At 71.5% G+C, this 18,728-nt stretch carries 15 protein-coding genes, 2 tRNA genes and 1 pseudogene; 10 read left to right on the top strand and 8 right to left on the bottom strand.

The window, feature by feature from the left end:
- Nucleotides 1–16 precede the first annotated feature (16 nt).
- Nucleotides 17–559, bottom strand: coding sequence for a PPA1309 family protein (locus ACIRS4_RS25860; RefSeq protein WP_404200381.1), 543 nt, complete (start codon nucleotides 557–559; stop codon nucleotides 17–19).
- 167 nt (nucleotides 560–726) lie between these two features.
- Between ACIRS4_RS25860 and ACIRS4_RS25855 the strand changes: the two genes are divergently transcribed.
- From ACIRS4_RS25855 to ACIRS4_RS25840, 4 genes are all read left to right on the top strand, one after another.
- Nucleotides 727–3,723 (top strand): UPF0182 family protein, encoded by a 2,997-nt coding sequence (locus tag ACIRS4_RS25855; protein ID WP_404200677.1) that lies wholly within the window; start codon nucleotides 727–729, stop codon nucleotides 3,721–3,723.
- Between the two features lie 44 nt (nucleotides 3,724–3,767).
- A tRNA-Met gene (locus ACIRS4_RS25850) sits at nucleotides 3,768–3,841 on the top strand.
- 207 nt (nucleotides 3,842–4,048) lie between these two features.
- Nucleotides 4,049–5,962: a tetratricopeptide repeat protein gene (locus tag ACIRS4_RS25845; RefSeq protein WP_404200378.1), complete on the top strand. Its 1,914-nt coding sequence runs from the start codon at nucleotides 4,049–4,051 to the stop codon at nucleotides 5,960–5,962.
- Between the two features lie 690 nt (nucleotides 5,963–6,652).
- A tRNA-Met gene (locus tag ACIRS4_RS25840) sits at nucleotides 6,653–6,726 on the top strand.
- A gap of 132 nt (nucleotides 6,727–6,858) precedes the next feature.
- Here ACIRS4_RS25840 and ACIRS4_RS25835 read toward each other — a convergent pair.
- Complete coding sequence (locus ACIRS4_RS25835) at nucleotides 6,859–7,275, bottom strand: Fur family transcriptional regulator (protein ID WP_130443706.1); 417 nt, start codon at nucleotides 7,273–7,275, stop codon at nucleotides 6,859–6,861.
- A 229-nt stretch (nucleotides 7,276–7,504) separates the two neighbouring features.
- Between ACIRS4_RS25835 and katG the strand changes: the two genes are divergently transcribed.
- Complete coding sequence (katG, locus tag ACIRS4_RS25830; protein WP_404200375.1) at nucleotides 7,505–9,721, top strand: catalase/peroxidase HPI; 2,217 nt, start codon at nucleotides 7,505–7,507, stop codon at nucleotides 9,719–9,721.
- A gap of 90 nt (nucleotides 9,722–9,811) precedes the next feature.
- On the opposite strand, the gene ACIRS4_RS25825 is transcribed toward katG, so the two are convergent.
- Together ACIRS4_RS25825 and hisN are read right to left on the bottom strand one after the other, a co-directional pair.
- Nucleotides 9,812–10,204 carry a cyclic nucleotide-binding/CBS domain-containing protein gene (locus tag ACIRS4_RS25825; protein WP_404200372.1) on the bottom strand — a complete coding sequence of 131 codons (393 nt, stop codon included), beginning with the start codon at nucleotides 10,202–10,204 and terminating at the stop codon, nucleotides 9,812–9,814.
- A 184-nt stretch (nucleotides 10,205–10,388) separates the two neighbouring features.
- Nucleotides 10,389–11,189: a histidinol-phosphatase gene (hisN, locus tag ACIRS4_RS25820; protein WP_404200369.1), complete on the bottom strand. Its 801-nt coding sequence runs from the start codon at nucleotides 11,187–11,189 to the stop codon at nucleotides 10,389–10,391.
- Between the two features lie 207 nt (nucleotides 11,190–11,396).
- On the opposite strand from hisN, the pseudogene ACIRS4_RS25815 reads away from it, so the two are divergent.
- Nucleotides 11,397–11,984 (top strand): annotated as a pseudogene (locus tag ACIRS4_RS25815) (TetR/AcrR family transcriptional regulator); the annotation flags it as partial.
- Between the two features lie 142 nt (nucleotides 11,985–12,126).
- On the opposite strand, the gene ACIRS4_RS25810 reads toward ACIRS4_RS25815, so the two are convergent.
- From ACIRS4_RS25810 to ACIRS4_RS25795, 4 genes are all read right to left on the bottom strand, one after another.
- Entirely contained in the window at nucleotides 12,127–12,450 is a 324-nt protein-coding gene (locus ACIRS4_RS25810; protein WP_358795919.1) for a multidrug efflux SMR transporter, read from the bottom strand.
- 76 nt (nucleotides 12,451–12,526) lie between these two features.
- Nucleotides 12,527–13,537, bottom strand: coding sequence for a ribosome small subunit-dependent GTPase A (rsgA, locus tag ACIRS4_RS25805; protein WP_404200366.1), 1,011 nt, complete (start codon nucleotides 13,535–13,537; stop codon nucleotides 12,527–12,529).
- A gap of 11 nt (nucleotides 13,538–13,548) precedes the next feature.
- Nucleotides 13,549–14,889 carry a 3-phosphoshikimate 1-carboxyvinyltransferase gene (gene aroA / locus ACIRS4_RS25800; protein ID WP_404200363.1) on the bottom strand — a complete coding sequence of 447 codons (1,341 nt, stop codon included), beginning with the start codon at nucleotides 14,887–14,889 and terminating at the stop codon, nucleotides 13,549–13,551.
- Nucleotides 14,890–14,958: 69 nt separating this feature from the next.
- On the bottom strand, nucleotides 14,959–15,696 hold the full coding sequence (locus tag ACIRS4_RS25795; RefSeq protein ID WP_404200360.1) for a M50 family metallopeptidase: 738 nt from the start codon (nucleotides 15,694–15,696) through the stop codon (nucleotides 14,959–14,961).
- Nucleotides 15,697–15,944: 248 nt separating this feature from the next.
- On the opposite strand from ACIRS4_RS25795, the gene ACIRS4_RS25790 reads away from it, so the two are divergent.
- From ACIRS4_RS25790 to rsrA, 4 genes are all read left to right on the top strand, one after another.
- The gene (locus ACIRS4_RS25790) at nucleotides 15,945–16,760 is read left to right on the top strand and encodes an SOS response-associated peptidase (protein ID WP_404200357.1); all 816 of its coding nucleotides are present in this window, start codon (nucleotides 15,945–15,947) and stop codon (nucleotides 16,758–16,760) included.
- A gap of 1 nt (nucleotide 16,761) precedes the next feature.
- The gene (locus ACIRS4_RS25785; protein WP_404200354.1) at nucleotides 16,762–17,430 is read left to right on the top strand and encodes an alpha/beta family hydrolase; all 669 of its coding nucleotides are present in this window, start codon (nucleotides 16,762–16,764) and stop codon (nucleotides 17,428–17,430) included.
- A 256-nt stretch (nucleotides 17,431–17,686) separates the two neighbouring features.
- Nucleotides 17,687–18,373, top strand: coding sequence for an RNA polymerase sigma factor SigR (gene sigR / locus ACIRS4_RS25780; protein WP_404200351.1), 687 nt, complete (start codon nucleotides 17,687–17,689; stop codon nucleotides 18,371–18,373).
- Nucleotides 18,370–18,672 carry a mycothiol system anti-sigma-R factor gene (rsrA, locus tag ACIRS4_RS25775; RefSeq protein WP_404200348.1) on the top strand — a complete coding sequence of 101 codons (303 nt, stop codon included), beginning with the start codon at nucleotides 18,370–18,372 and terminating at the stop codon, nucleotides 18,670–18,672. The genes sigR and rsrA overlap by 4 nt, the downstream gene beginning before the upstream one ends.
- Nucleotides 18,673–18,728 lie beyond the last annotated feature (56 nt).

Raw genomic sequence — 18,728 nt, 5'->3', positions numbered from 1 at the left:
CGGGGCGGGCCCCTTCCTACTCCTCGAAGGTCGCCGACAGGGCCTCCGCGAGACCCGGGACCAGTTTGGCGCCCGTGAGGACCTCCGACGGGGCGTCCTTCTCACGCAGCCGCAGGGCCGACTCACGCGTGCCGTCGCGCAGGACCGCCACCGTCATCCGCACCTCCTGACGGTCGGGGTGGTCGGCCACCCACCGCGTCAGCTTCGCCCCGCTCAGCCCCTGGGGGACCTGGGCCTCGGCGGAGGGCGGCAGCATCAGACGCTCCACGGTCAGCGCGCAGCCGACCACCGCGTCCGGCCAGGCGATCGTGGCGAGGAACTCGTCGAGCGGCTTGTCCGTTGGCACTTCGTCCTGCTCGATCGGAGTGAGACCGGTCGTGGCGGACTCGTCGTCCAGACCGAGCTGGGCGGCGAGCGAGGGTTCCTGCGTCCGCAACCGTGCGGTGTCTACGAGGGCGAAGAGGCGGGCGGGCTGGTCCCAGCCGAGGCCGGAGGCGTACTCGTCGATCTCGAGTACGGCCCGGGTGAGAGGGCTCGCTGCCATAGGAGTGTTGGACATGGTCACAATCCTGCCTCGTTCCTGGCCGGAATCGGGAACCGAGTAAAGGGTGAGTAAGTTGCATAGGTGGGGGCCCGCGATCACGGGGCGCCCCACACGGTCCACGAACACGCGGACCTGACGAATCGACAACAGCGACTTTCGAGGTGCGCACCTTGGCTTTCCAGATGCCGGACCGCGGCGGAGGCCCGACGGGACCGCGGATCAGAGTGGGCCGCCCGTCCCGGCGCGTCCGGACCCTGCTCATGACGCTGGGCGTCCTTGCCGTTCTCGGCATGGCGTTCACCATGTTCGCCGGGTTCTGGACGGACTGGCTCTGGTACCGGTCGGTGAACTACTCCTCCGTGTTCACGACCACGCTGTCGACCAAGATCGGGCTGTTCTTCGTCTTCGGCCTGCTCATGGCGTTCGCCGTCGGCCTCAACATCTGGCTGGCCCACCGGCTCCGCCCGCCGCTGAGCGCCATGTCGATGGAGCAGCAGAGTCTCGACCGCTACCGCATGGGCATCGCGCCGTACAAGAAGTGGCTGCTGCTCGGCATCACCGCGCTGGTGGGGCTGATCGCGGGCGCCTCGGCGTCGAGCCAGTGGCGCACCTGGCTGATGTGGGTCAACGGCGTGCCCTTCGGCGAGAAGGACCCGCAGTTCAAGCTCGACGTGGCCTTCTACGCCTTCGACCTGCCCTGGTACCGGTTCCTGCTCGGCTTCGGCTTCGCCGCCACGATCCTGTCCCTGATCGCGGCCGCGCTCACCCACTACCTGTACGGCGGGCTGCGCGTCACCAGCCCCGGCGCGCGCGCCACCGCGGCGGCCACCGGCCACCTGTCGGTGCTGCTGGGCGTCTTCGTCGCGCTGAAGGCGGTCGCCTACTGGCTCGACCGGTACGGCCTGGCCGTGAAGTCCAGCGACTTCAAGGCCACGGACAACTGGACGGGCCTGCGGTACGTCGACGCCAACGCCTATCTGCCGGCCAAGACGATCCTGTTCTGCATCGCCGTCATCTGCGCCCTGCTGTTCTTCGCCACCCTGTGGCGGCGCACCTGGCAGCTGCCGGTGATCGGCTTCGGTCTGATGGTGCTCTCCGCGATCCTCATCGGCGGCCTGTACCCGGCGATCGTCCAGAAGTTCCAGGTCCAGCCGAACGAGCAGGCCAAGGAAGCGCCGTACGTCGAGAAGAACCTCAAGGCGACGCGTGAGGCGTACGGCATCGACGGCACGCAGGTCACCGAGTACTCGGGCGTCAGCAAGACCGAGGACAAGACGACGCTGCGCGACGACGTCGGGGCCACGGCGAGCATCCGAGTCCTCGACCCGAACATCGTGTCGCCCACGTTCCAGCAGCTCCAGCAGATGCGGAAGTACTACGCCTTCCCCACCAACCTGGACGTCGACCGCTACAAGGTCAACGGCGAGGACCAGGACACGGTCATCGGTCTGCGCGAGCTGAACCTGGCGGGCGTCGACAAGCAGAACTGGATCAACAACCACTTCCGTTACACCCACGGTTACGGCGTGGTCGCCGCCAAGGGCACCACCGCCGACCCCGAGGGCCGTCCGGCGTTCACCGAGTCCGACCTGCCCTCGCAGGGTGTCCTCGGGAAGTACGAGCAGCGTGTCTACTACGGCGAGAAGACGACCACGTACTCGATCGTCGGCGGTCCCCAGAAGGAGATCGACTACTCCGACGACGACGGTGAGAAGACCACCAGCTACACCGGCGACAGCGGGGTCAACCTCTCCAGCCCGCTGAACCGGGCGGCGTACGCGGTCGCGTTCGGCGAGCCGCAGATCCTCTACTCCGGAGCGATCGGGGAGGGTTCGCGGGTCCTGTACAACCGCACGCCCAAGGAGCGCGTCGAGGCGGTCGCCCCGTGGCTGACCATCGACGGCGACGCCTACCCGGCGGTCGTCGGCAACCGGATCCAGTGGATCGTCGACGCGTACACCACCACCAACGGCTACCCGTACGCCTCGCGAACGACCCTCGGCGACACGACCGCCGACTCGCTGACCGCCACCAACAACAACCGCGCGGTGGTGGCCCAGCAGAACCAGGTCAACTACATCCGCAACTCGGTGAAGGCGACGGTCGACGCGTACACCGGCGAGGTCAAGCTCTACCAGTGGGACACCAAGGACCCGGTCCTCAAGACCTGGATGAAGGCGTTCCCGGGGACGGTGGAGAAGAAGTCGGAGATCTCCCCCGACCTGATGGCCCATCTCCGGTACCCGCAGGACCTGTTCAAGGTCCAGCGTGAACTGCTCACCCGCTACCACGTGAAGGACGCCACGACGTTCCTCAGCGGCAGCGAGGTGTGGCAGGTGCCGGACGACCCGACCAACAAGTCGGGCGACGCGGTGCCGCCGTACTACCTGAGCATGAAGATGCCCGACCAGCAGGCGCAGGCGTTCTCGCTGACGACGACGTTCACGCCCAACGGCCGGGACAACCTGAGCGCGTTCATGGCGGTCGACTCCGAGGCCGGCACACCGGACTACGGCAAGATCAGAGTCCTGAAGCTGCCGACGAGCACGACGGTCGACGGACCCAAGCAGGTCCAGAGCCAGTTCAACTCCGAGCAGGACATCGCCGAGTCCATCAGGCTGCTCAGAGGCGGTGACTCCGAGGTCGAGTACGGCAACCTGCTGACGGTGCCGCTCGATGGAGGACTGCTCTACGTGGAGCCCGTGTACGTGCGTGGCGGAGGGCTCAAGTACCCGCTGCTGCGCAAGGTGTTGGTGACCTACGGCGGCAACACCGCCTTCGAGGACACCCTCGACGAGGCTCTCAACAAGGTCTTCGGCACGGAGGGCACGACGCCGCCGCCCGCGGACGAGGGCACCAAGCCGCCGCCGACGTCCCAGAACGCCACGGTCCAGGAGGCGTTGAAGGACGCCCAGGAGGCCTTCACCGCCGGCCAGGAGGCTTTGAAGAAGCCCGACTGGGAGGCGTACGCCAAGGCGCAGAAGGACCTTGAGGACGCGCTGAAGCGGGCCGAGGCGGCGCAGGCCGAGGCGGACAAGAAGGCGGGAGCCGCCGGCGGCTCCAAGCCGACCCCCGGCAGCAGCCCGAAACCTGGCAGCACTCCGAGCGCCGCCGCCAAGCCCGGCGGCAGTCCGGCGGGCAGCGCCGGCGCGCAGCCGAGTCCCAGCCCCAGCGGCTGATCGGAAAAGCTCACCTCGCGCCGTGATACGGTTGTGGAACACGGCGCGGGGTGGAGCAGCTCGGTAGCTCGCTGGGCTCATAACCCAGAGGTCGCAGGTTCAAATCCTGTCCCCGCTACTGAAAGCGAAGGCCCGGATCCTCCAGAGGATCCGGGCCTTCGTGGTGTGCGGGCACAGGTAATCGCGGCTTCTATCGCCGCGCCGCCTCGGGGAGTTGGGGGTGTCTGTGTTTGACTTGTCTCTCTGTGGGCATGTCGACAAAACGCTGAAGTGACCTTACGGGCTGCGGTATACCAGGTGTATCCGGGTTGCGGGTGGTGCGACGATGGACGTTATGGGGGACAAGGCAACTCTGTTCGAGACAGGGCGATTTGTGCAGCCTTCCGACGAGAAGGCCACCCCGGACGCGAGCCGGGGCGGGTACCGGGTCGAGTACGACGACGACCACCGCGACGAACACCGGGACGAGAAGGACGACCACCGCGACGAACAGCGGGACGAGACGGTGGAGGCCGTCGAGGAAGCACGCCGACGGCTGGCCGCCGAGGCCGGTGACGTCGAGGCGATGAGCGTCCTCGGGGCCCTGTTGCTGCGCCGCGGCGAGCTCGACGGAGCCGAACCTCATCTGCGTGCCGCCACCGCGGCCGGCGACCGTGCCGCCGCCAACAACCTGGGCGTCCTCCTCCACCAGCGCGGCTACCCCGACGACGCCGCCGGCTGGTGGCGGGTCGCCGCCGTCGCCGGCTCCGCGGCCGCCGCGCACGCGCTCGGCCGCCACCACCGTGAGCGCGGCGACGAGCCGGCCGCCGAGTACTGGCTGCGCCAGTCCGCGGAACAGGGACACGTGCTGGGCGCCTACGCCCTCGCCGACCTGCTGGAGCACCGCGGGGACCCCGCCGCCGAGCGCTGGATGCGGGCCGCCGCCGAGCGGGGGCACCGGGAGGCGTCGTACCGCCTCGCGCGCGCCCTCGACCGCAGGGACGCCCGCGCCACCGACGACGAGCTCGGCGTGAGCGACACCGGCGGCCCCGCGTCGCCGGAGGCCGAGCAGTGGTACCGGCAGGCAGCCGCGCGCGGCCACCGGCGGGCCGCGCTGCACCTCGGGACGATCCTGGAGAAGCGGGGCGACCTCAAGGAGGCCGGGCGCTGGTACCTGACCTCCGCCAAGGACGGCGAACCGCGCGCCGCCTGCGCGCTGGGGTTCCTGCTGCGCGACGCCGGCGACACCGAGAACGCCGCCGTGTGGTGGCTGCGGGCCGCCCAGGACGGCGACGGCAACGCGGCCAACGCACTGGGCGCGCTCTACGCCGAGCGCGGCCAGACCCAGACCGCGGAGCGCTGGTACCGCACCGCGATGGACGCCGGCGACGACAACGGCGCCTACAACCTCGGGCTGCTCTGCGCCGAGCAGGGGCGGGTCGCGCAGGCCGAGCAGTGGTACCGGCGCGCCGCGTACGCCGGGCACCGGGAGGCGGCGAACGCGCTGGCCATCCTGCTGCTCCAGGGCGGGGACACCGCGGGCGCCGAGCCGTGGTTCTCCAAGGCCGCGGAGGCGGGGAGCGTCGACGCCGCGTTCAACCTGGGGATCCTGTTCGCCGGGCGGGGCGAGGACGTCGTCGCGCTGCGCTGGTACGAGCGGGCCGCGGCCGCCGGGCACACCGAAGCGGCGTTGCAGGTGGGCATGGCCCGGCTGCGGGACGGGGACGAGCAGGGGGCCGAACGGCATCTGCGGTGCGCCGCGGGCGGGGGGAGCGCGGAGGCCGCGTACCGGCTGGCGGCCGTGCTGGACGCGCGCCGGCCGCCGCAGCCGGCGCACGAGCTCGGGGAGACCGTGCACGAGAAGACCGAGTGCGAGGAGTGGTACGAGCGGGCGGCCTCCCAGGGGCACCGGCGGGCGCAGGTGCGGGTCGGGATGCTGGCCGCCGCCCGCGGTGACGTGGTGGAGGCGGCGCGCTGGTACCGGGAGGCCGCGGAGGCGGGGTCGCGCAACGGGGCCTTCAATCTGGGACTGCTGCTGGCCCGGGAGGGGAGCGAGCCGGAGGCGGTGGTGTGGTGGACCCGGGCCGCCGACGACGGGCACGGGCGGGCGGCGCTGCGGCTGGCCCTCGTCTACGCGCGTCGGGGCGAGCTGGCCGAGGGCCAGCGGTGGGCGGACCGGGCGGTATCCCTGGGACCGGCGGAGGTCGCCGAACGAGCGGCCCGCCTGCGGGACGCGCTCCGCCAGGAACTGTCGGCCTGACCTACGACGCCGACACCACGCCGGCCTGCGGGGCTGCGCCGACGGCACCCTGCGCGCGCCAGCAAGCCTGGCCCGGCGGCCCCGGCGGCCCCGGCGGCCCCGGTGGAGCGCCGGGCGGGGTGTGTGCGTTCGCCCGCTCCGGCGGTGTGTCGCCCGCGCCCGTCCAGGGCCCGCCCGGCCGCCGCAGCGGCGCGACTGCCGCAGGCGGCGCGGTCGCGGGACGAGTTGCGTGAGGCGTGGTCCATCTGATCTGCGACGCGAACACCCGTCGCGCCTGCGCCGGTGCGGTGTCGGTGCCGGGCGCGCGCCCGCAAGCCTGGATCGGCGGCATCGGCGGCATCGGCGGCATCGGCGGCATCGGCGGCATCGGTGGAGCGCCGCGCGGGGTGTGTGCGTCCCCCGCTCCGGCGGTGTGCCGCCCGCGCCCGCCCAGGGCACGCCCGGCCGCCGCAGCGGCGCGACTGCCGCAGGTGGCGCGGTCGCGGGATGCGTTGCGTCAGGTGCTGTCCGCCCGACCTGCGGCGCAAGAGCGGTGCCTGCGCGCCTGCCCGGGTGCGGGCGGGGGTGTGGGGTGCTTGCCCGTGCCGACGAGAGGGCTCCCCCCTCAATCCCGGCCGCCGCAAGCTGCACGGGCCGGGATCAAGGGATTTGCTTCTGCGGCAGGGGGTCGCGTAACGTTGCATTCATCGACGCGGGGTGGAGCAGCTCGGTAGCTCGCTGGGCTCATAACCCAGAGGTCGCAGGTTCAAATCCTGTCCCCGCTACTGAAGGCCGAGGGCCGGAATCCATGGGATTCCGGCCCTCGGTGTTTTTCACTGTGCGAAACGGCGCGAAGCGAGCCTGCACGAAGCCGAGCCCGCGCGGCCTTCGTGAAGGCAGGTCCGCGCGGGGGTGTATCAGAGCGCCGCGCAGTTGGGACAGATGCCGCGGTAGGTCACCTCGACGTCGGAGACGGCGAAGCCGAAGCGCTCGGAGTCGGGCAGGTCGGCGAGCGGGTTGCCGCTCGGGTGGACGTCGCGGATCGCGCCGCACTGCCCGCACACCAGGTGGTGGTGGGGCCGGTGGGCGTTGGGGTCGTACCGCTTGGCGCGCCTGTCCGTGGCGACTTCGAGCACCTCGCCGAGCGTGACCAGCTCACCCAGCGTGTTGTACACGGTCGCGCGGGAGATCTCGGGCAGCCTGGCGACGGCCCGCGCGTGGACCTCGTCGGCCGTCAGATGGACGTGATCGCCGTCGAGGACCTCGGCCACGACGCGCCGCTGTGCGGTCATCCGCCAGCCGCGTCCGCGCAGCCGTTCAAGAAGGTCACTCATGCTGATCAGCCTAACAGTAAGGGGACCAGGTCCCGAACGTGTGTGACTTTGGAGTGTCACTTGACTTAGACATTGTCCATTGTAGGATCTGTCTCGGCTTTGGCCAAGCGACAGGAGCAGCAGAAGTGACGTCGGTGACCTGAGTGACCCCCGAGCGACTGCCGCCCGCGGGAACGACCGCCCCCGTCGTTCCTGAGCACCGTGAACCGCCTAGTCCCGGAGGATTTTCATGGCTGAGAACCACGACGCGATCGTCACCGACGAGAAGCCGGCTCAGACGGGCGGCTGCCCGGTCGCGCACGGGCGCGCCGCGCACCCCACGCAGGGTGGCGGGAACCGCCAGTGGTGGCCGGACCGGCTCAATCTGAAGATCCTCGCCAAGAACCCCGCGGTGGCGAACCCGCTCGGCGCGGACTTCGACTACGCCGAGGCGTTCAAGAACCTTGACCTCGCGGCCGTGAAGCAGGACATCGCCGAGGTGCTCACCACCTCGCAGGACTGGTGGCCCGCCGACTTCGGCAACTACGGCCCGCTGATGATCCGTATGGCCTGGCACAGCGCCGGCACCTACCGGATCAGCGACGGTCGCGGCGGCGCCGGCGCCGGTCAGCAGCGCTTCGCCCCGCTCAACAGCTGGCCCGACAACGCCAACCTGGACAAGGCCCGCCGTCTGCTGTGGCCGGTCAAGAAGAAGTACGGCCAGAGCATCTCCTGGGCCGACCTCATGGTCCTCACCGGCAACGTGGCGCTGGAGCAGATGGGCTTCGAGACCTTCGGCTTCGGCGGCGGCCGCGCCGACGTCTGGGAGGCCGAGGAGGACGTCTACTGGGGTCCTGAGACCACCTGGCTCGACGACCAGCGCTACTCCGGCGACCGCCAGCTGGAGAACCCGCTCGGCGCGGTCCAGATGGGCCTCATCTACGTCAACCCCGAGGGCCCCAACGGCAACCCGGACCCGATCGCCGCGGCCCGCGACATCCGCGAGACGTTCCGCCGGATGGCGATGAACGACGAGGAGACGGTCGCCCTGATCGCGGGCGGTCACACCTTCGGCAAGACCCACGGCGCCGGCCCGGCCGACCATGTCGGCGACGACCCCGAGGCCGCTTCCCTGGAGGAGCAGGGCCTGGGCTGGAAGAGCACGTACGGCACCGGCAAGGGCGGCGACGCCATCACGTCCGGCCTGGAGGTCACCTGGACCGCCACGCCGACGCAGTGGAGCAACGGCTTCTTCAAGAACCTCTTCGAGTACGAGTACGAGCTGACGGAGTCCCCGGCCGGCGCCAAGCAGTGGGTCGCCAAGAACGCCGAGGCGATCATCCCGGACGCGCACGACCCGTCGAAGAAGCGCCTGCCCACGATGCTCACCACCGACCTGTCGCTGCGCTTCGACCCCGTCTACGAGCAGATCTCGCGCCGCTTCTACGAGAACCCCGACCAGTTCGCCGACGCCTTCGCTCGCGCCTGGTACAAGCTGACGCACCGTGACATGGGCCCGAAGTCGCTCTACCTCGGCCCGGAGGTCCCGCAGGAGACCCTGCTGTGGCAGGACCCGCTGCCCGAGGCCGAGGGCGAGACCATCGACGCGGCCGACGTCGCGGCCCTGAAGGCCAAGCTGCTCGACTCGGGTCTGACCGTCTCGCAGCTCGTCTCCACCGCGTGGGCCTCGGCGTCCACCTTCCGCGGCAGCGACAAGCGCGGCGGCGCCAACGGCGCCCGCATCCGCCTGGAACCGCAGCGCGGCTGGGAGGTCAACGAGCCCGACCAGCTGCGTCACGTCCTGAGCGTCCTCGAGGGCGTGCAGGCGGAGTTCAACTCCGGCGCCAAGAAGGTCTCCCTGGCCGACCTGATCGTGCTCGGCGGCGCCGCCGCGGTGGAGAAGGCCGCCGGGGACGCGGGCTTCGAGGTGGAGGTGCCCTTCACGCCGGGCCGCGTGGACGCGACCGAGGAGCAGACGGACGCCGAGTCGTTCGCCGCGCTGGAGCCGTTCTGGGACGGCTTCCGCAACTACGTGGGCAAGGGCACCCGGCTGCCGGCCGAGTACCTGCTGCTCGACAAGGCGAACCTGCTCACGCTGAGCGCCCCCGAGATGACCGCCCTCGTCGGCGGACTGCGCGTCCTGGGCGCCAACCACGGCCAGTCCTCGCACGGCGTCCTCACCGACAAGCCGGGCACGCTGACCAACGACTTCTTCGTCAATCTGCTCGACCTGGGCACGACCTGGAAGTCCACCTCCGAGGACCAGCACACCTTCGAGGGCCGTGACGCGGCCACCGGCGAGCTGAAGTGGACCGGCACGCGTGCCGACCTCGTCTTCGGCTCCAACTCCGAGCTGCGCGCCCTCGCCGAGGTCTACGCCAGCGACGACGCCAAGGCGAAGTTCGTCGACGACTTCGTCGCCGCCTGGGTCAAGGTCTCGAACCTGGACCGGTTCGACCTCGTCTGAGCGGACGGGCCGGCGTGAACGGACGGGCCGGGTCCCCTTCGGGGGGTCCGGCCCGTCCGCGTGCCCGGACGCCGTCGCCCGGGCCGGCGCTCAGGCAGGCACCTGGTGGCGGGCGGGGGCCCAGCAGCGGATGATGTCGCGGACCGAGACGATGCCGGCCGGTTCGCCGCGGTCGAGGACCACGAGGTGGCGGAAGCCGCCGTGCGCCATCGCCCGCGCCGCTTCCTCCAGCGTCCAGGTCGGAGCGGCGAAGACGACGTCGCCGGTGGTGTGGCCGTGGGCGGGCTCGGCGTCCGGGTTCTGGCCCAGACCCAGGGAGTTGAGGATGTCCCGCTCGGTGAGGATGCCGATGCCGCCGGCGTCCGGGTCGAGGACGATCGCCGCGCCGACGCGGCGTGCGGACATCAGGGCGGCGGCTTGGCGGAGGGTGTGTGCGGGGCCGATGGTGAGGACCACGGTGCTCATGGCGTCGCGGACGAGCATGGGCTGGAGCCACCTCCTAAGAACCCCCGAAACAAGGGTTCACATGTTCACAAGTGGGGGTGCTGTCAGCGTGGCAGGTAAAGCGCGGGTCAACAAGGGGGCGCGCGCAGTCAATTGAGGGCGCACGCGCTCATCTGTGCTCACCGGGCGGGGGCGGCTCTCCCGGACGGGCGGGTGACGCGTCCTACTGACGCGGGTTCAGATACGTCAGCAGCTCGTCGTGGAGCAGGCCGTTCGACGCGGCCGCGTTCCCGCTGTGCGGGCCGGGCCGGCCGTCGAGACCGGTGAACGAGCCGCCGGCCTCCGTCACCACGATCGAGGGCGCCGCCATGTCCCAGAGGGACAGCTCCGGCTCGGCGCACAGGTCCACCGAGCCCTCGGCGACCATCATGTACGGCCAGAAGTCGCCGTACGCGCGCGTGCGCCACACCTCGCGGGTGAGGTCGAGGAAGCCGTCGAACCGTCCCTGCTCCTCCCAGCCGCCCAGCGAGGAGTACGCGAACGAGGCGTCGGAGAGCTCCGAGACATGGGAGACCTGCAGGCGCGTGGCCCGGGACAGGCTGCGGCCGGCGAACGCGCCGTGGCCCTTCGCGGCCCACCAGCGGCGGTTGAGTGCGGGGGCGGAGACCACGCCGACGACGGGCTGGTAGCCGCCCTCGGCGGCCTCCATGAGCGAGATCAGGGTGGCCCAGACGGGGACGCCGCGTACGTAGTTCTTGGTCCCGTCGATCGGGTCGATCACCCAGCGGCGTGGGCCGGTGCCCTCGACGCCGTACTCCTCGCCGAGGATCGCGTCGCGGGGGCGGGCGCGCTGGAGCTGGCCGCGGATGAGTTCCTCGGCCGCCTTGTCGGCCTCGGTCACCGGCGTCATGTCCGGTTTGGTCTCCACCTTGAGGTCGAGGGCCTTGAAGCGGTCCATGGTCGCGGCGTCAGCGGCGTCCGCGAGGACGTGCGCGAGGCGGAGGTCGTCGAGGTAGTCCGGCATGACTCGAACCTATCTGCCGAGGTGGCGACGGAGCCAACGGGGGCTCGGGGGGAGTGAGGAGCGCGGAGGTGGGTACTTCAGATGTTTCTCGTCGTCTACCCCTTCGGTACTCATGGCCGGCACTCACCATCACCCCCTCCGCGGACTCTTGACAGTGCGCGGGCGCGCGTCAAACCTGGGCGCAGAGCCGCTACCCCCAGGGAGGCGATGATGCCTGCTGCCCGGGAATGCCTACTCGACGCCGCTTTCACGGCGCTCGCGCGACGGTCGTGGGCCGTGGTGCGCATGGTGGACGTCGCCGCGGCGGCCGGGGTGTCCCGGCAGACCCTCTACAACGAGTTCGGCAGCAAGGACGGCCTGGCCAGGGCGCTCGTCCGGCGGGAGGCCGATGGCTATCTCGCCGGCGTCGAACGGGCGCTGTCCGCGCACGGCGACACCCGTGAGCGGCTCACCGCGGCAGCCGAGTGGACGACGAACGTCGCCCGCGGGAACCCGCTCGTACGGGCCCTGCTCACCGGCTGCTGGAGCGAGCGCCTGCCGGCCCCGACGCTCGCCGCGGTGCCCTCCTCCTCCGCCGTGCCCGCGCAGCGGCGGGCGGACGGGCCGCTGCCCTCGCCCGCGGACCTCCTGGCGGGCGTCCGCGACCGTGCCGTGACAGCCCTCGCCGGCCCCGGCGCGACCCGGGACACCGCCGACCTCTCCCGCACCTGCGAACTGGCCGTACGACTGGCGGTGTCGTGCGTGGCGGTCCCGCCGGGGGAGGGCGGGGTCGCGGAACTGGTGCGCGGTGTGATCACCGCGACCGACGGGGTGAACACCGCGACCCACGGGCCGGGCACCGCGGCTCCCGGGACGACCACCAAGACCGCCGCGGCTCCCGGCACGAACACCGCGAAGCACGGTCCGATCCCCGCGTCGCACGGGGCGCTCGCCGCGTCTAGTGCGCCGACCCCGACAGCTGCAGGCCGATCACCCCGGTGATCACCAGGCTGATCGAGACGATCTTCAGAACCGACACCAGGTCGCCGAGGAAGACCATGCCGTAGATCGCGGTCCCCGCCGCGCCGATGCCCGTCCACACCGCGTACGCCGGACCGACGTCCAGTTTCCGCAGCGACAGGGTGAGCAGACCGAAGCTGCCGAGCGCGAACACGCAGAATGCGATCGTCGGCCAGAGCCGGGTGAAGCCGTGCGACAGCTTCAGACAGACGGCGAAGCCGGTCTCGAGCACTCCTGCGACGATGACCAGCAGCCACGCCATGTGCTGTCCTCCCGTGTGTGCGGCTCGGTGCGATTATGCACTTACCGGACTCGCACGCCGACAAACAACGCGGAGGTCAGTCGCCCTCCGTGCGCTCCCGCGTCGACAGCAGCCGGCGCAGCGAGTACAGCCGTGCCTGGTCCGCGTGGCCGTCGGCGACCCACGCGTCCAGCGCGCAGTCCTGCTCGTCGTGACTGCACGCGCGCGGGCAGCCCATCGTCCCCGGCTCAAGGTCGGGGAAGGCGTGGATCACCCGGGACGGGTCGACGTGGGCCAGCCCGAAGGAGCGGACGCCCGGGGTGTCGATGGCCCAGTCGTCCGTGCCCTCGAGCGGCAGGGCGAGGGCCGACGTCGTGGTGTGGCGGCCGCGGCCGGTCACCGCGTTGACGTGCCCCGTCAGACGCCGTCGGTCCTGCGGGACCAGCGCGTTGACCAGGGTCGTCTTGCCGACGCCCGAGTGGCCCACGAACGCCGTGATCCGCCCGGCCAGATACTCGCGCACCCGGTCCGCCGCGTCGCCGTTCTCCAGCTCCTCGCGGCTGGTGACCACGTAGGGGATGTCGAGGTCGCCGTACAGCTCCAGCAGCTTGTCCGGAGCGGCGAGGTCCGACTTCGTCATGACCAGCAGCGGTTCCAGGCCGCCGTCGTACGCGGCGACCAGGCAGCGGTCGATCAGCCGCGGCCGGGGCTCCGGGTCGGCCAGGGCGGTGACGATCGCGAGCTGGTCGGCGTTGGCGACCACCACCCGCTCGTACGGGTCGTCGTCGTCCGCGGTGCGGCGCAGCACCGAGGTGCGCTCCTCGATGCGGACGATGCGCGCGAGAGTGTCCTTCTTGCCGGACATGTCACCGACGAGGGCCACCCGGTCGCCGACCACGGCCGCCTTGCGGCCCAGCTCACGGGCCTTCATCGCCATCACGATCCGGTCGCCGACGAGACACGTGAGGCGTCCGCGGTCGACGGTGAGGACCATGCCCTCGGCGGCGTCCTCGTGCTTGGGCCGGATGTTGGTCCGGGGCCGGTTGCCCTTGCGGTTCGGGCGGCTGCGGATGTCGTCCTCGTCGGTGTGCTTGCCGTAGCGGCGCATGGCGGAAGCCCCTATACCCCGAGCATCCCGGCCCACAGCTGCGGGAAGTCCGGCAGGGTCTTCGCCGTCGTCGCCACGTTCTCGATCTGCACGCCGTCCACCGCCAGCCCGATGACCGCGCCGGCCGTCGCCATCCGGTGGTCGTCGTAGGTGTGGAACACCCCGCCGTGCAGTCGGCGCGGGCGGATGTGGAGGCCGTCGGCGGTCTCGGTGACGTCGCCGCCGAGCTCGTTGATCTCCTTCGTCAGCGCGGCCAGCCGGTCCGTCTCGTGCAGACGCAGATGGGCGACGCCCCGCAGGGTGGAGGGGGAGTCCGCGAGGGCGGCGACCGCGGCGATGCCGGGCGTCAGCTCACCGACGTCGCTCAGGTCGACGTCGATGCCGTGCACCGAGCCCGTGCCGGTGAAGACCAGCCCGTACTCGGTCAGTTCGCAGGAACCGCCCATCTCGGTGAAGATCTCCCGCAGCCGGTCACCCGGCTGGGTGGTGCGGGACGGCCAGTCCGGGATCAGCACCCGGCCCCCGGTCACCAGCGCCGCCGCCAGGAACGGCTGGGCGTTGGACAGGTCCGGCTCGATCGTGAGGTCCCGGCCGAGCAGCGCGCCCGGCGTGACCCGCCAGACGTTCGGCTCACCGCCCGACTCCGGGGTGTCCACCTGGGCGCCGACCGCGCGCAGCATGTCCACGGTCATCCGGATGTGCGGCATGGACGGGAGGGAGCCGCCCGTGTGCCGGACCTCCACGCCCTGGTTGAAGCGCGGTGAGGACAGCAGCAGCGCCGAGACGAACTGCGAGGACGACGACGCGTCGATCTCCACCGGGCCGCCGTCCAGCCCGCCCGAGCCGTGCACCGTCAGCGGCAGCGCGCCGCGCCCGTCGTCGTCGATCCGGGCCCCGAGCACGCGCAGCGCGTCGATGACGCCGTTCAGCGGGCGCTCGTAGGAGCGGGGGTCGCCGTCGAAGCGGACGGGGCCGTCGGCGAGCGTGGCGACCGGCGGCAGGAACCGCATCACCGTGCCGGCGTTGCCGACGTCGACCGTGGCCGGACCGCGCAGGCCCGCGGGCAGGACGCGCCAGGCCTCGCCGCTGCCGCCGGGACCGCCGCCGACGGAGGAGCTGGAGGACACCGTCTCCTCGATGCCGACGCCCATCGCGCGCAGGGCGCCCGCCATCAGCAGCGTGTCGCGGGAGCGCAGGGGGCGGCGCAGCCAGCCCGGCTCGGAGGCGAGGGCGGCCAGGACGAGCGCGCGGTTGGTGACCGACTTGGACCCCGGCACCTGGACCGTCGCGTCGACGGCTCCGCTCGCGTGCGGGGCGGGCCAGAGGGCGGTGTGGGCGGAGTTCACGGGCATGCGCCCACTTTAGTCTCCGCGGGGCCGGGCCGATGTCCGCCGTCGCGGCGCCACGGCTTCCGCGAGCGCCTAAAGCCCGAGCAGCCACCGTCCGCCGCCCAGCAGGGAGCACAGGCTCACCGCGTGGAAGAGGAAGAACCACAGGGCTGCCGGCACATGCGTCAGCCGGGACAACTGGTCGGCGTCCGAGTCGCCCGCCCCGCCGCGCGCCCGCTTCGCCTGCAGCTCGAATGCCGGCCGGACGCCGCCCAGCAGCAGGAACCACACCACCGCGTACGCGAAAGCCGCCTGCACCTGGGGGCCCGCCAGCCAGGAGACCACCAGGAACGTGCCGCCCGTGACGATCACCGTCAGGGCCCCGTACGCGTTGCGGATCATCACCAGCATCACCAGCAGCAGCGCCGTCGCCGCCCACAGCAGCAGCGTGATGCGGCCCGCGCCCAGCAGCGCCGCGCCGCCCAGGCCGAGCAGCGGGGGAGCGGTGTAGCCGGCGGCGGCGGTGAGGATCATGCCGATGCCGTGCGGCTTGCCCCGGCTGACGGTCAGACCGCTGGTGTCCGAGTGCAGGCGTATGCCGGTCAGCGTCCGGCCGGTCAGCAGCGCGACCAGCCCGTGGCCGCCCTCGTGGGCGATCGTGATGGCGCTGCGGGAGACACGCCACAGAGCGTGGGGGACGACTATGGCGAGGGCCGCGCCCATGGTGGCCAGCACCACCCACAGATCGGGGTCGGGCTGGGTGCCGGTGAGCCGGTCCCACAGATCGGGCAGCGCGGCGGTGGCGGTGGCAATGCTGGCGGTGTCGTCCATGTCCCCTGCTGGCTCCCTGTCGTCATCGGAGTCTGGCAGTGTGGCACGTGTGTGCGGGCGGCATCCGAGAGGCCGGCGCGTCGGTGAAGAGGCGGGGGCGGGCGCCCGGTCCACCCTCGTCCACGACCGTCGATGCACGCTGTGCCCCTCTTGATCTTCGACGGGGCGGGGGCGGGCGTCCGTCGGCGGTCAGTGACGGTCTGCCACTCTTGGAGGTGTCCGGGTGGCTGACGGAGGGGTGCTTCGAGATGTGCGGACGGTATGCGGCCAGTCGCGGGCCGGAGGATCTGGCGGGGATCTTCGAGATCGAGAAGTGGGAACCGGAGGAGACCCTGGAGCCCGACTACAACGTGGCCCCCACCAAGGAGGTCTACGCCGTCCTGGACCGCCCCCTGAAGGACGTGGCCGACCCGCGCCCGGTTCGCCAGCTGCGCAAGCTGAAGTGGGGCCTGGTCCCGTCCTGGTCGAAGACGCCCGAGGGCGCCGCCCGGATGATCAACGCGCGCGCGGAGACCGTCCACGAGAAGCCGTCCTACCGCCGCGCCTTCTCCTCCCGGCGCTGCATCCTCCCCGCCGACGGCTACTACGAGTGGGTCACCGGGCAGCAGGAACGCGACCTCGAGGTCGAGGGGAAGAAGAAGCGGCCCCGCAAGCAGCCCTACTTCGTGCTGCCGGCCGACGGCTCGGTCTTCGCGATGGCCGGGCTCTACGAGTTCTGGCGGGACCGCACCCTGCCGGACGAGCACCCGTTGGCCTGGTGGGCGACCTGCTCGGTGATCACCACCGAGGCCGAGAGCGGACCGCTGGCCGTCGCCCCGGCCGACGGGCCCGGCTCCCTGTCCGACATCCACCCCCGGATGCCCCTGATGCTCACCCCCGACCGCTGGGACGCCTGGCTGGACCCCGCCCGCACGGACGTCGAGGACCTGCGCGCGCTCCTCGCGCCCCCGCCCACCGGGCTGATGCGCGCCTACCCCGTCGCCACGGCCGTCAGCAACGTCCGCAACAACGGACCGGAGCTGCTGAAGGAGCTGGAGGGGCCCGAGGAGGGCACACTCTTCTGACGTGACGAGTGACGAGACGAGCGACGAGACGATCCGCCGGCAGACGACCGAGACCGTCCCCACCGACGCGGGCGAGGCCCGCATCACCTGGCGCCACGCCGAGAACGCGCGCCTCGTGCTCGCTGTGAGCCACGGTGCCGGCGGCGGCATCGAGGCGCGCGACCTCAAGGCCCTCGCGGCCGCCCTCCCCGCGCACGGGGTCACCGTCGCGCTCGTCGAGCAGCCCTGGAGGGTGGCCGGCAAGAAGGTCGCGCCCGCGCCGAAGACCCTGGACACCGGCTGGCGAGGCATCTGGCCCGCGCTGGCCGCGCCCGGACTGCCGGTGGTCTCCGCGGGGCGCAGTGCCGGGGCCCGGGTGGCCTGCCGTACCGCCGCCGAGCTCGGCGCGCACGCCGTGCTCGCCCTCAGCTTCCCGCTCCACCCGCCGGGCCGGCCGGAGAAGTCCCGCGCGCGGGAGCTGCTCGGCTCCCAGGTGCCCACCCTGGTCGTCCAGGGCGGCAACGATCCGTTCGGGAAGCCGTCGGAGTTCCCCGCGGGCGCGTACGAGCTGGTGGAGGTCCCGTACGCGGATCACGGCTTCGCCGTGCCCAAGCGGGCGGAGATCTCACAGGACGAGGCCGTGGCGGTCGTCACGGAGGCGGTCGTGAAGTGGATCGGCTCACTCGGGTAAAGCTTCGGGAATGCGCGGGCGGCGGACGCTGTTGTGCGGGACGTACGTGCTGGAGACCAGCACCGACGTCGTAGGAGAGGAAGTCCGCCGCATGGGTTCGACCACCTGCCCGACCCGCAGCAGCCGCACTGACCTGGACTGGACGGTGCTGCACGCGGCCAGGACCGCCCCGGTTCGGGCGGCGGGCGGACCGGATCGTCGTCTATCCTCCGATTCGAGTGAGACCGCTCTCGGTCTCACGAGAACACTTGAGGAGGTGGGTCCGGTCACTGGGACCGACGCAGGGACCGAACACGGCCAGGCGGAGCAGCCCGAGGGCCAGGGCGGCGCGGGCGCGGAGACGGCCGCGGAGCGCAGCGCGCGCTTCGAGCGGGACGCGCTCGAGTTCCTCGACCAGATGTACTCGGCCGCGCTGCGCATGACGCGCAACCCGGCCGACGCCGAGGACCTGGTGCAGGAGACGTACGCCAAGGCGTACGCGTCCTTCCACCAGTTCCGTGAGGGCACCAACCTCAAGGCCTGGCTGTACCGGATCCTGACCAACACCTTCATCAACTCGTACCGCAAGAAGCAGCGCGAGCCCCAGCGCAGCGCGGCCGAGGAGATCGAGGACTGGCAGCTGGCGCGCGCCGAGTCGCACATGTCGACCGGTCTGCGCTCGGCCGAGTCGCAGGCGCTGGACCACCTGCCCGACTCGGACGTGAAGGAAGCGCTCCAGGCCATCCCCGAGGAGTTCCGCATCGCCGTGTATCTCGCGGATGTCGAGGGCTTTGCCTACAAGGAGATCGCGGACATCATGGGGACCCCCATCGGTACGGTGATGTCCCGGCTGCACCGGGGCCGCCGTCAACTGCGCGGCATGCTCGAGGACTACGCCCGTGAGCGCGGACTGGTCCCGGCCGGCGCCGGAGAGTCGGACGAAGTGAAAGGTTCGGGCTCATGAGCTGCGGAGAGCCGCACGAGACGGACTGCGGTGAGGTCCTCGACCATCTCTACGAGTTCCTCGACAGCGAGATGCCCGACCTCGACCGCGACAAGTTCAAGCAGCACTTCAGCGAGTGCTCGCCGTGCCTGGAGAAGTACGGGCTCGAAGAGGCCGTGAAGAAGCTGGTCAAGCGGTGCTGCGGCCATGACGACGTGCCGACCGACCTGCGCTCCAAGGTCATGGGCCGGATCGAACTGATCCGCTCCGGCCAGGCCGTGCCCGAGCACGACGTGACGGTCACGCCCCAGGACTCCTGACCCTGCGCCGCCTCCCGCGAGGGGGCCGTGCCGTCACCCGAATGTGCTAATCCACG

It is taken from the genome of Streptomyces sp. NPDC101166, from assembly GCF_044768125.1.
GTDB lineage: Bacteria > Actinomycetota > Actinomycetes > Streptomycetales > Streptomycetaceae > Streptomyces.
The sequence above is the reverse complement of the archived record's forward strand: the minus strand, read 5'-3'. Positions and strand labels throughout refer to the sequence as shown.